Source organism: Burkholderia sp. E168m23 (assembly GCF_016586125.1).
Taxonomy (GTDB): Bacteria; Pseudomonadota; Gammaproteobacteria; order Burkholderiales; family Burkholderiaceae; genus Burkholderia; species Burkholderia orbicola.
The window spans coordinates 1-11680 of sequence record NZ_BCPP01000107.1; the positions used below are offsets into that span (position 1 = coordinate 1).

At 64.9% G+C, this 11680-nt stretch carries 9 protein-coding genes and 2 tRNA genes; 9 read left to right on the forward strand and 2 right to left on the reverse strand.

Features of this window, described 5'->3' with window-relative positions; all coding sequences use genetic code 11:
* On the forward strand, nucleotides 1–529 hold a 529-nt coding region (locus JMF90_RS08440; RefSeq protein WP_201325040.1), incomplete at its 5' end, for a LuxR C-terminal-related transcriptional regulator.
* A gap of 113 nt (nucleotides 530–642) precedes the next feature.
* Nucleotides 643–1641, forward strand: a complete 999-nt coding sequence (locus JMF90_RS08445) for a 2-dehydropantoate 2-reductase (protein ID WP_006478573.1) — start codon at nucleotides 643–645, stop codon at nucleotides 1639–1641.
* A gap of 188 nt (nucleotides 1642–1829) precedes the next feature.
* Here JMF90_RS08445 and JMF90_RS08450 read toward each other — a convergent pair whose 3' ends face one another.
* Together JMF90_RS08450 and JMF90_RS08455 are read right to left on the reverse strand one after the other, a co-directional pair.
* The gene (locus tag JMF90_RS08450) at nucleotides 1830–2279 is read right to left on the reverse strand and encodes a MarR family winged helix-turn-helix transcriptional regulator (protein WP_077179217.1); all 450 of its coding nucleotides are present in this window, start codon (nucleotides 2277–2279) and stop codon (nucleotides 1830–1832) included.
* Between the two features lie 62 nt (nucleotides 2280–2341).
* Nucleotides 2342–3487: a glycerate kinase gene (locus tag JMF90_RS08455; protein WP_011549608.1), complete on the reverse strand. Its 1146-nt coding sequence runs from the start codon at nucleotides 3485–3487 to the stop codon at nucleotides 2342–2344.
* 391 nt (nucleotides 3488–3878) lie between these two features.
* Between JMF90_RS08455 and tig the strand changes: the two genes are divergently transcribed.
* The 7 genes from tig to JMF90_RS08490 form a co-directional block, all read left to right on the forward strand.
* Complete coding sequence (gene tig, locus JMF90_RS08460; protein ID WP_011549609.1) at nucleotides 3879–5225, forward strand: trigger factor; 1347 nt, start codon at nucleotides 3879–3881, stop codon at nucleotides 5223–5225.
* A 140-nt stretch (nucleotides 5226–5365) separates the two neighbouring features.
* On the forward strand, nucleotides 5366–6019 hold the full coding sequence (gene clpP, locus JMF90_RS08465) for an ATP-dependent Clp endopeptidase proteolytic subunit ClpP (RefSeq protein WP_006496351.1): 654 nt from the start codon (nucleotides 5366–5368) through the stop codon (nucleotides 6017–6019).
* Nucleotides 6020–6183: 164 nt separating this feature from the next.
* The gene (gene clpX, locus JMF90_RS08470; protein ID WP_077179216.1) at nucleotides 6184–7455 is read left to right on the forward strand and encodes an ATP-dependent Clp protease ATP-binding subunit ClpX; all 1272 of its coding nucleotides are present in this window, start codon (nucleotides 6184–6186) and stop codon (nucleotides 7453–7455) included.
* Nucleotides 7456–7652: 197 nt separating this feature from the next.
* On the forward strand, nucleotides 7653–10076 hold the full coding sequence (gene lon / locus JMF90_RS08475; protein ID WP_011549610.1) for an endopeptidase La: 2424 nt from the start codon (nucleotides 7653–7655) through the stop codon (nucleotides 10074–10076).
* Nucleotides 10077–10282: 206 nt separating this feature from the next.
* Nucleotides 10283–10358: transfer RNA gene (locus JMF90_RS08480), tRNA-Val, on the forward strand.
* Nucleotides 10359–10381: 23 nt separating this feature from the next.
* A tRNA-Asp gene (locus tag JMF90_RS08485) sits at nucleotides 10382–10458 on the forward strand.
* Between the two features lie 333 nt (nucleotides 10459–10791).
* A partial coding sequence (locus JMF90_RS08490; RefSeq protein ID WP_201325041.1) for a SurA N-terminal domain-containing protein occupies nucleotides 10792–11680 on the forward strand: 889 nt, incomplete at its 3' end.

Consider the following 11680-nt stretch of genomic DNA (forward strand, 5'->3'; position numbering starts at 1 on the left):
GGCCGCCGCGCTGACGATCAATCGCGCGGCCCAACTCACGCGCGAGCGCGCCGACACGGTCGCGCCGGCGGCGCGTGCGCTGTGCGACAACTTCGGGGTGCTGCACCATGCCGATCACGGTTTCGACGACGTGCTGCGCACCGAATGGCCGTCGTGGGCCGGCGCGCGCGTGCCGGAGCCGCTCGTCGCGCACCTGCGGCGCCAGTCGGGCCAACCGTTCGTCGGCGACGCGCTGCGCATCCAGTGCGTGCCGGTCGCGGGGCTATTCCAGATCGAGGCGCGGCCGCGCTCGCTGCTCGACCGGCTGAGCCCGCGCGAACTCGCGGCGATCCGCTATTACGGCGCCGGGCGTTCGCACAAGGAGGTCGCGCAGCAGATGGCGATCTCGCCGACGACCGTGCGTCACTACCTGCGCTGCGCGTACCGCAAGCTCGGCATGCACGACAAGAGCCAGATCGCCGGCGTGCTGGGCGCGACGGGTGGCGCGACCGACGACGAGGCGATGGAAGCCGGCAGCATGCCGCGCTGAGGCCCACGAACGCACGAACGGATACGGCGCGATGCGCATTGCGTTGCCGGATTGGTTGTGTCCGCAACCATTGAGCGTTATGCTCGTCAGCTTCCAGGAGACGGAATGCCATCATGAACGACACGAATTCAGGGTCGGTGCGCGCGGCGGTGGTTGGCGTCGGCGCGATCGGCGGATTGCTCGCGGCCGCGCTGTCGAGAGCCGGCATGACCGTGAGCGCGTACGCACGGGGCACGACGCTCGACGCGCTGAATACGCACGGCGTGCGCGTGATCGACGAGGCGGGTGCAACCTCGTCGGTGCCGGTGCGGGCAAGCGACGATGCAGCCGCGCTCGGCGTGCAGGACTACGTGGTGATCGCGCTGAAGGCGCAGGCGCTGCCGGCGCTGGCCGCCCGTATTGCGCCGCTGGTCGGCCCCGATACGGTGATCGTCGCGGCGATGAACGGGCTGCCGTGGTGGTTCACGCACGGGCTGGAAGGGGCGATCGACGGCGTGCCGCTCGATGCGGTCGATCCGGCCGGCGCGGTGTCGGCCGCATTGCCGCCCGCGCAGGCGATCGGCTGCGTCGTGCACCTGTCGTCGAGTACCGACGCGCCGGGCGTCGTGCGTCGCGGGCGCGGCAACCGGCTGATCGTCGGCACGCCCGATCCGCGGCTCGACGTGGCCACCGCGCGGTTCGCCGCGGCGCTCGCGGCCGGCGGTTTCGACGTCGAGTCGACGCCCGCGATCCGGGCCGAGATCTGGACGAAGCTGTGGGGCAACATGAACATGAACCCGCTGAGCGCGCTGACCGGTTCGACGGCCGAACAGTTGCTCGACGATCCGTTCACGCAGGATCTCGCACTGCGGATGATGGAGGAGGCGGCTGCGATCGGCGCGAAGCTCGGGCTATCCACGGGAATGAGCGGCCCCGAGCGGATCGCGGTCACGCGCAAGCTCGGCGCATTCAAGACATCGATGCTGCAGGATTTCGAAGCGGGGCGCTCGCTCGAGATCGGGCCGATCCTCGGCGTGTTTCCGGAGCTCGGCCGCAAGCTTGGCGTGCCGACCCCGTACTGCGACGCGGTGCTCGGACTATTGCGTCAGCGCGCGGCGAACAGCGGGTTGTAGCGCGTTGCCGGCTGCCGCATACGCGCAGCCGGCAACGCGGCGGTGCGTGCTTCACGCGATGCCGCCGCATGATGCAAAACGGGTCGCCCGAATCGCGCGTGACGCGACTCGGGCGACCCGTCTGATTCGTCGGATCAATGCTGCCCGCGACACTCGGCCGTCCGGCGATGCCGGGGCCGACGCGCGGCTCAGTCGTCGCGCTCGGTTGCGTGCGCGACCACCTTGTCGAGCAGCCGCTCGAACGTCTGGCGTTCGCTGTCGGACAGGCACGCGAGCAAGCCGTCGTTCCACTTGCGCACGATCGGCATGATCTTGCGATGCAGCGCGCGGCCGTCGGTGGTCAGTGCGATCAGCACGATCCGGCCGTCTTCGTCGCTCGCGTTGCGCTCGAGCAGCCCCTGGCGCAGCAGCGCTTCGGCTGCGCGACTGGCCTGACTTTTGTCGAGATTGGTATGGCGCGCGAGATCCATGATCGAGAACGGGCCGAATGCGCCGACGGCGGCGATCACGCGCGCCTCGGGCAGCGAGATGTCGAGCTTGTGCCGGTACACCTCGCCGATCCCGCGGTCGGAGCGCTTCGTGAGCGCATGGAGGCGATAGGTTAGAAACTGATCGAGCCCGGCTTGACGGCCTTTCATGTCGAATCCTGAAGAAAAAGGGCGGGCCCGATTGTTCCTGTATCGCGCGCTCGGGTCAACGGTCAGTGTGCACCGTACTTCAGGCGTGTCAACTGTTCTGCTTCGTTCGCGAGCAGGTTGGCCGCGTCGCGGATCGCGACGTCGAGCGTGATCGGCCCGGGAGCCGGCGAAAAGCAGCCGGAGAAATGCTCGGACAGGCGCGGCAGCGCGGCCGGGTCGATCGCGCCGGACAGCAGCGACGCGCTCACACCGGCGGCCCGCGCGTGCCGGCAGGCGATGAACGGCGCCTTGCCGTGCAGCGTCTGCACGTCCGAGCGGCCTTCGCCGGTGATCAGCCACTCGGCGCCGGCCAGTGCGGCGTCGAGCCCGACCTGGCGCGCCACTACTTCGGCACCGGCCTCGAAGCGTGCGCCGAGCATGTGCAGCGCGAAACCGAGGCCGCCGGCGGCGCCTGCGCCCGGCAGCTCGCGGCCGCGGCGGTCGAGTGCGGCTTCGAGCAGGTCGGCGAAGCGGGCGAGGGCCGCATCGAGCGTCGCGACCTGTGCGGCCGTCACGCCCTTTTGCGGGCCGAACACGGCGGTCGCGCCATGCGCGCCCGTCAGCGGATTGTCGACGTCGGACATGCCGACGAATTCCGTTTCCTTCAGGCGCGGGTCGAGCCCCGACGCGTCGATGCGCGCGATGTCGGCGAGCCGCGACGGCACCGGCTCGACCGGCTGGCCGTCGGCGTCGAAGCACTGCAGGCCGAGGCCCGCGAGCAGCCCGGCACCGGCGTCGTTGGTGCTGCTGCCGCCGAGCGCGACGAAGAAGCGGCGCACGCCGTCGTCGAGCAGCGCGCGGATCGCCTCGCCCATCCCGCGCGTGCTGCGCGCGTCGACCGGCACGCTCATGCCGACCGGGTCGGTAATCCCGACGATCTCGGCCGTCTCGACGATCGCGGTGCGCGCATCGATCACGCCGACCGCCGCATCGCGTGCCGCCAGCGACGCGCCGGCCACCCGCAACGTGCGCCGCGTGCCGCCGCCCGCCAGCATCGCGTCGAGCGTGCCTTCGCCGCCGTCCGCCATCGGGCAGCACCGCACGACCGCGTCGGGCCGGGCGCGGCGAATGCCGGTGGCGATCGCGTCCGCGACCTGCTCGGCGGAAAGCGAGCCTTTGAACGAATCGGGCGCGATGACGACGACAGGCGCGGACGGGTGGTGCGGCATGGTGTCTCCGGAAGGCGTGATTGGTGTGAAGAATAAGTGGTCGAGCCACGAGGGTGGCTCATACGCTATCGGAGCTTACAGGATGGCGGGCCCGGGGTGGATACGCCGTTCGGCATAGCCGCGATCCGCGCGCATGGCCGTGCATCGGGCCGTCGGCAGGGCGGGGACACATGCGTGTCGTGCTGATCTGGCGGTACGAGGAAAATTGTTTGCTAGAATAGTCGATTCTTCCGGCCAAAGCCGTGCTCCGAGCCGCTTGCGCTAGCCATCCGGCGCGTGCAGGGATGGCGTGGCGCTCCGGCGCGGCGTGTGAGTGTGCGCACCTCACGCTGCAGGCAGGCACGGCAAGGAAAACCCGATTCGCTCGAATAATTTTAGGACGATTGAAGCCATGGCTAACGTTGTTGAGAATCTCGGCAAGCTTGAACGCCGTGTGACGATTTCTTTGCCGAAAGACACCGTGCAGAAGGAAATCGATGCCCGCATCCAGAAACTCGCGAAGACCGTGCGCATGCCGGGTTTCCGCCCGGGCAAGGTGCCGCTGAAGATGGTCGCCCAGCAATACGCGGGTCAGGTCGAAGCCGAAGTGCTGAGCGACAAGATCGGCCAGGAATTCTTCACGGTCAGCCGCGCGGAGAACCTGCGCGTCGCCGGCCAGCCGAGCTTCGAGCCGAAGCAGGAGCAAGCCGAGGACGCGTACGCGTTCGACGCGACGTTCGAGGTCTACCCGGAAGTGAAGATCGGCGATCTGGCGACGGCTGAAGTCGAGCGCTCGACCACGTCGATCGGCGACGCCGAAATCGACCGCACGCTGGACATCCTGCGCAAGCAGCGCGTGCACTACCACGCACGCGGCGAAGCCGGCGAGCACGGCGACGGCGGCGCGGACACCGCAGCGAAGAACGGCGACCGCGTGACGGTCGACTTCGTCGGCAAGATCGAGGACGTCGCGTTCCAGGGCGGCACGGCCGAAGATTTCCCGTTCGTGCTCGGCGAAGGCCGCATGCTGCCGGAATTCGAAACGGCGGCGCTGGGCCTGAAGGTCGGCGAACAGCGTACGTTCGACCTCAAGTTCCCGGATGACTACCACGGCAAGGACGTCGCCGGCAAAACGGCGCAGTTCACGGTCACGATGAAGAAGATCGAGTGGCCGCACCTGCCGGAAATCGACGCGGAATTCGCGAAGTCGCTCGGCATCGAAGACGGCGACCTCACGAAGATGCGTGCCGAGATCAAGGAAAACCTCGAGCGCGAAGCGAAGCGTCGCACGCAGTCGATCGTCAAGAACCAGGTGATGGACGCGCTGCTGAAGATTTCCGAACTCGACGTGCCGAAGGCGCTGATCGAGCAGGACCAGCAACGTCTCGTCGAAATGGCTCGCCAGGATCTGGCGCAGCGCGGCGTGCCGAACGCGAAGGACGCCCCGATCCCGGCCGAAATGTTCGCCGAGCAGGCAGAGCGCCGCGTGAAGCTGGGCCTCGTGCTAGCTGAACTCGTGAAGGCGAACGGCCTCGAAGCGAAGCCGGAACAGATCCGCGCGGAAGTCGACGAGTTCGCGAAGAGCTACGAAGACCCGAAGGAAGTGGTCCGCTGGTATTATTCCAACCAGCAGCGCCTCGCCGAGATGGAAGCGTTCGTCGTTGAAAGCAACGTCGTCGATTTCGTGCTGGGCAAGGCCAAGGTGACGGACAAGGAAGTGAGCTTCGAGGCACTCGCGAGCGCATCGGCGCAAGCGTAAGTGTCGCTCTAGCGGCGTGCCGGCTGTCGGAGCGACGGCCCGCACGCCGTTTTTACGTCAAGCGCACGGTTGCCATTAATATGGCGATTGAGCGGGCGGCTTCCTTCCGTTCAATTTTCCATTCGAACAAGGTTCATTGAATGATCACTCGCGCTGAATTGCTGGACATGCTTGCTTCGAACGCGCCGCAGGGTTTCGAGGCGCAAGCGCTGGGGCTGGTGCCGATCGTCGTCGAAACGAGCGGCCGCGGCGAGCGTTCGTACGATATCTATTCGCGTCTCCTGAAGGAGCGCCTGGTGTTCATGGTCGGCGAAGTGAACGACCAGACCGCCAACCTCGTGGTCGCGCAATTGCTGTTCCTCGAGAGCGAGAATCCCGACAAGGACATCAGCCTCTACATCAACAGCCCGGGCGGCTCGGTGTCGGCCGGGATGGCGATCTACGACACGATGCAGTTCATCAAGCCGGACGTGTCGACCCTGTGCATGGGCCTCGCGGCCAGCATGGGCGCGTTCCTGCTCGCGTCGGGTGCGAAGGGCAAGCGCTTCGCGCTGCCGAATTCGCGCGTGATGATTCACCAGCCGCTCGGCGGCGCGCGCGGCCAGGCATCCGACATCGAGATCCAGGCACGCGAGATCCTCTACCTGAAGGAACGGCTGAACAACCTGCTCGCGCAACACACGGGCCAGGACGTCGAACGCATCGCGCGCGACACCGACCGTGATAACTTCATGTCGAGCGAGGACGCGAAGGCGTACGGGCTGATCGACCAGGTGTTGTTGAAGCGCCCGTGAGTTTAAACGGGGTGCCGCCCCGATTCGGGCCGGCGCCCTCAAACGTCCCGAGTGCCCTGAGCATCTGCGGCAAGCGCATCCAGCCGGCTCCGGTCGCGCCCTAGGCGCGGCGTCCGGAGCAATCGGCGTATCATGTCATTTACCTGTCCGGAGGCTCTACATTCATGGCGGACAAAAAAGGTTCGAACAGCGAGAAGCTGTTGTATTGCTCGTTTTGCGGGAAAAGCCAGCATGAGGTGAAAAAACTCATCGCGGGCCCGTCGGTGTTCATCTGCGATGAATGTATCGACCTCTGCAACGAAATCATTCGCGACGAGGCGGCTGCCGCCGGCGTCGAGGCCAGCCTGTCCCGGTCGGATCTGCCGAGCCCGCAGGAAATTCGCGACATCCTCGATCAGTACGTGATCGGCCAGGAGCGCGCGAAGAAAATCCTCGCGGTGGCCGTGTACAACCACTACAAGCGCCTGAAGCATCTCGACAAGAAGGACGACGTCGAGCTGTCGAAGAGCAACATCCTGCTGATCGGCCCGACGGGCTCCGGCAAGACGCTGCTCGCGCAGACGCTCGCGCGGTTGCTCAACGTGCCGTTCGTGATCGCCGACGCGACGACGCTGACCGAAGCCGGCTACGTCGGCGAGGACGTCGAGAACATCATCCAGAAGCTGTTGCAGAACTGCAACTACGAGGTCGACAAGGCCCAGCGCGGGATCGTCTACATCGACGAAATCGACAAGATCAGCCGCAAGTCGGACAACCCGTCGATCACGCGCGACGTGTCGGGCGAGGGCGTCCAGCAGGCGCTGCTGAAGCTCGTCGAGGGCACGATGGCGTCGGTGCCGCCGCAGGGCGGCCGCAAGCACCCGAACCAGGATTTCATCCAGGTCGACACGACCAACATCCTGTTCATCTGCGGCGGCGCGTTCGACGGCCTCGAAAAGGTGATCACCGATCGTACCGAGAAGACCGGCATCGGTTTCGGCGCGACGGTCAAGAGCAAGCAGGAACGCGACGCGGGCGAGGTGCTGCGCGAAACGGAACCGGAAGACCTGATCAAATTCGGTCTGATCCCCGAATTGATCGGCCGTCTGCCGGTGGTCGCGACGCTCGGCAAGCTCGACGAAGCTGCGCTGATGAAGATCCTGGTCGAGCCGAAGAATGCGCTCGTCAAGCAGTATCACAAGCTGTTCGCGATGGAGCGCGTCGAGCTGGAGATCCGGCCGGGCGCGTTGCAGGCAGTCGCCCGCAAGGCGATCCGCCGCAAGACCGGCGCGCGCGGTTTGCGTTCGATCATCGAACAGGCATTGCTCGACGTGATGTACGAGCTGCCGACGATGAAAGGGGTCAGCAAGGTCATCATCGACGAGAACGTCATCGATGGGGACGGCAAGCCCTTGCTGATCTACGTGGACACGCCGAAGGTGGCGGGTTCGAACTGACCGGCTTGCCGACGATGTTCAGCGAAAAAGGCCGTTCATGAGTCCGTGGGCGGCTTTTTTTCGTTTATCTTGTGGGTAACTCTGACTCGACACGCGGTGGTTACTTTCTTACCGAATATTTCCCGCACTTGAAGGCTTGCAATTCGTTGTGGCGGCCTCAATTACCGAACAATTGATTCCACTCATGGGGAAATGAAATGTCAGGCACCCAACTTCTCCCGCCGGAACGCATCACGCTCCCGCTGCTGCCGCTGCGGGACGTCGTCGTTTTCCCGCACATGGTCATTCCGCTCTTCGTGGGCCGGCCGAAATCGATCAAGGCCCTCGAAGCAGCGATGGAAGGCGGCAAGCACATCATGCTCGTCGCCCAGAAAACCGCGGCCAAGGACGAACCGACCGAAAAGGACATGTACGAGGTCGGTTGTATCGCCAACATTCTGCAGATGCTGAAGCTGCCGGACGGCACCGTGAAGGTGCTCGTCGAGGGCCTGCAGCGCGCGAAGGCATTGTCCATCGAAGAACAGGAGACGCAGTTCTCCTGCGAAGTGATGCCGCTCGAGCCCGATCATGCGGATAGCGCCGAAACGGAAGCGCTGCGCCGTGCGATCGTGTCGCAGTTCGACCAGTACGTGAAGCTGAACAAGAAGATCCCGCCGGAAATTCTTACGTCGCTGTCGGGCATCGATGAAGCAGGCCGTCTCGCCGACATGATCGCCGAGCGCCTGCCGCTGAAGCTCGACCAGAAGCAGCACATCCTCGAGATGTTCCCGGTCATCGAGCGCCTCGAGCACCTGCTCGCGCAGCTCGAAGCCGAGATCGACATCCTGCAGGTCGAAAAGCGCATCCGCGGGCGCGTGAAGCGCCAGATGGAAAAGAGCCAGCGCGAGTACTACCTGAACGAACAGGTCAAGGCGATCCAGAAGGAACTGGGCGAAGGCGAGGAGGGTGCGGATCTCGAGGAACTCGAGAAGCGCATCAACGCCGCGCGCATGCCGAAGGAAGCCAAGAAGAAGGCCGACGCCGAGCTGAAGAAGCTGAAGCTGATGTCGCCGATGTCGGCGGAAGCGACCGTCGTGCGCAACTACATCGACACGCTGATCGGCCTGCCGTGGCGCAAGAAGAGCAAGGTCAACAACGACCTGTCGAACGCCGAGCAGGTGCTCGACGAGGATCACTTCGGCCTCGAGAAGGTCAAGGAACGGATCCTCGAGTATCTCGCGGTGCAACAGCGCGTGGACAAGGTCAAGGCGCCGATCCTGTGCCTCGTCGGGCCTCCGGGTGTCGGCAAGACCTCGCTCGGCCAGTCGATCGCCCGTGCGACGAACCGCAAGTTCGTCCGCATGGCGCTCGGCGGCGTGCGTGACGAAGCCGAGATCCGCGGTCACCGCCGTACGTACATCGGTTCGATGCCGGGCAAGATCCTGCAAAGCCTCGCGAAGGTCGGCGTGCGCAATCCGCTCTTCCTGCTCGACGAAGTCGACAAGATGGGCATGGATTTCCGCGGCGATCCGTCGTCGGCGCTGCTCGAAGTGCTCGATCCGGAACAGAACCACACGTTCGCCGACCACTACATCGAAGTCGACTTCGACCTGTCGGACGTGATGTTCGTCGCGACGTCGAACTCGCTGAACATCCCGCCGCCGCTGCTCGACCGGATGGAAGTGATCCGTCTGTCGGGCTACACGGAAGACGAGAAGGTCAGCATTGCCCAGCGTTACCTGCTGCCGAAGCAGAAGAAGAACAACGGGCTGAAGGACGGCGAGATCGAGGTCACCGAGCAGGCGATCCGCGACATCATCCGCTACTACACGCGCGAAGCCGGTGTGCGTTCGCTCGAGCGGGAAGTGTCGAAGATCTGCCGCAAGGTCGTGAAGATGCTGCTGCTGAAGAAGGCATCGGGCGCGATCAAGGTCGATGGCGAGAACCTCGACACGTTCCTCGGCGTGCGCAAGTACGACTTCGGCCTCGCGGCGAAGGAAAACCAGGTCGGTCAGGTGACGGGCCTCGCGTGGACGGAAGTCGGCGGCGACCTGCTGACGATCGAAGCCGCGGTGATGCCGGGCAAGGGCAACGTGATCCGTACGGGTTCGCTCGGCGACGTGATGAAGGAGTCGGTCGAGGCTGCGCGTTCGGTCGTGCGCTCGCGTTCGCGTCGTCTCGGCATCAAGGACGAAGCGTTCGAGAAGCAGGACATCCACATCCACGTGCCGGAAGGCGCGACGCCGAAGGACGGTCCGTCCGCCGGCGGTGCGATGACGACCGCGCTGGTGTCGGTGCTGACGGGTATTCCCGTGCGGGCCGACGTCGCGATGACGGGCGAAATCACGTTGCGTGGCGAAGTGCTGCCGATCGGCGGGCTGAAGGAAAAGCTGCTGGCTGCGCATCGCGGCGGCATCAAGCTCGTGCTGATTCCGGAAGAGAACGTGAAGGATCTCGCGGACATTCCGGACAACGTGAAGAACGCGATCGAGATCGTGCCGGTCCGCTGGATCGACAAGGTGCTGGAGCTCGCGCTCGAGCGTTCGCCGACGCCGCTGCCGCCGGAAGAAGAAGCGAAGGCTGCGGCGCCGGTCGGTGAGGCGGCGAAGGATGCCGGCTCGACGGAAGTCGTCAAGCACTGACCCTGAGCACCGTCGTTGCTGACGGTCGTTCACGAAACCCGCGGCGATGTCCGCGGGTTTTTTTTATGCGCAGCACAATCGTGCGAGCGCGTGGGTTAAAAAAATTCACGCGCAGGCTTGGCAAAATGATCGGGGATGAATTAAACTTGCGGGCTCGCTGATTGTTGATGCGCAAACGCAGATCGCAGTCAGAACGAATCGGAAACGGGTGCTTAGCTCAGCTGGTAGAGCGGCGCCCTTACAAGGCGTAGGTCGGGGGTTCGAACCCCTCAGCACCCACCAGTTTCCCGATTCAGCCAGACCAAGGAGCGGTAGTTCAGTCGGTTAGAATACCGGCCTGTCACGCCGGGGGTCGCGGGTTCGAGTCCCGTCCGCTCCGCCAAACAAACAACAATGCCCGCCTTGTGCGGGCATTGTTGTTTGTGCGTTCGGTTTGCGCCCGCTGCCGGGCGCGTAACTGCGGAGCGGAGGAAGCCGCCTGCTCGGCTTCCGGCGGGACGAGAAGGGCTGCGCTTGCAAGCGCAGCTGCGGCCTGCGGGAGGTAGGCGAGTCCCGTCCACTCCGCCAGAAAATGAAAAAGCCCGCCTTGTGCGGGCTTTTTCATTTGTATCGTCGTGATTCCACTCCGCGCTCGAGCACAGCATTGCCTGCGTTTTATCCCGTCCCACCCCGTATGTTGTAATATCGGTCGTTTTGTCCAATTTACCCGTCACGCATGCTCGATTTCTTCCGTAATCACCAGCGCCTGATGATGGCGCTCCTGCTCCTGATCGTGTTGCCGGGGCTGGGTTTCGTCGGGATCCAAGGTTTCCGCGGTTTCTTCGACGACAGTGCGAACGTCGCGGCAGTCAACGGGCACAAGATCACGCGGGTCGAATTCGACGGCGCGTTCCGCCAGCAGATCGACCAGGCGCGCCAGGCGCTCGGCGGGCAGTTCGACATCAAGATGTTCGACACGCCCGAACATCGCAAGCAGGTGCTCGACGGCCTGATCCAGCAACGCGTGCTGGCCGACGAGACGCAGCGTCTGCACCTGACCGCATCCGACAACGCGGTGCGCGACGCGCTGATGAGCGACCCGATGATCGCGTCGCTGAAGAAGCCCGACGGCACGATCGACGTCGAACGCTATGCGCAGCTGCTGTCGTTCCAGGGGATGACGCCCGAGCAGTACCAGGAGCGCGTGCGCTACAGCCTGTCGCTGCAGCAGATTCCGGCCAGCATCGTGTCGAGCGCGTTCACGCCGAAGAGCCTCGCGCAACGCCTGTCCGAACTCGCCGCGCAGCAGCGTGAAGTGCAGGCGCTCGTGTTGAAGACGAGCGACTTCGCAGCGAAGGTCCAGCCGACCGACGCGCAGCTCACCGCGTACTACGACGCGCACAAGCAGAGCTTCGCGACGCCGGAAACCGCGACGATCCAGTACCTCGTCTATTCGCCGGCCGCCGCGGCCGCGAGCGCGCAGCCGACCGAAGCGGACATCAAGAAGTTTTACGACGACAACCCGACGCACTTCCGTACCGAAGCGCAGGTGCGCGTGAGCCACATCTTCATCGCCGCGCCGGGCAGCGCCAGCGCGGCCGACAAGGCAGCAGCAAAGGCGAAGG

Bases quoted from the DNA above. Each gene is read 5' to 3' on its own strand.
- JMF90_RS08445 (WP_006478573.1), top strand. From the start codon at position 643: ATGAACGACACGAATTCAGGGTCGGTGCGCGCGGCGGTGGTTGGCGTC.
- JMF90_RS08450 (WP_077179217.1), bottom strand. From the start codon at position 2,279: ATGAAAGGCCGTCAAGCCGGGCTCGATCAGTTTCTAACCTATCGCCTC.
- JMF90_RS08455 (WP_011549608.1), bottom strand. From the start codon at position 3,487: ATGCCGCACCACCCGTCCGCGCCTGTCGTCGTCATCGCGCCCGATTCG.
- tig (WP_011549609.1), top strand. From the start codon at position 3,879: ATGGCTAACGTTGTTGAGAATCTCGGCAAGCTTGAACGCCGTGTGACG.
- clpP (WP_006496351.1), top strand. From the start codon at position 5,366: ATGATCACTCGCGCTGAATTGCTGGACATGCTTGCTTCGAACGCGCCG.
- clpX (WP_077179216.1), top strand. From the start codon at position 6,184: ATGGCGGACAAAAAAGGTTCGAACAGCGAGAAGCTGTTGTATTGCTCG.
- lon (WP_011549610.1), top strand. From the start codon at position 7,653: ATGTCAGGCACCCAACTTCTCCCGCCGGAACGCATCACGCTCCCGCTG.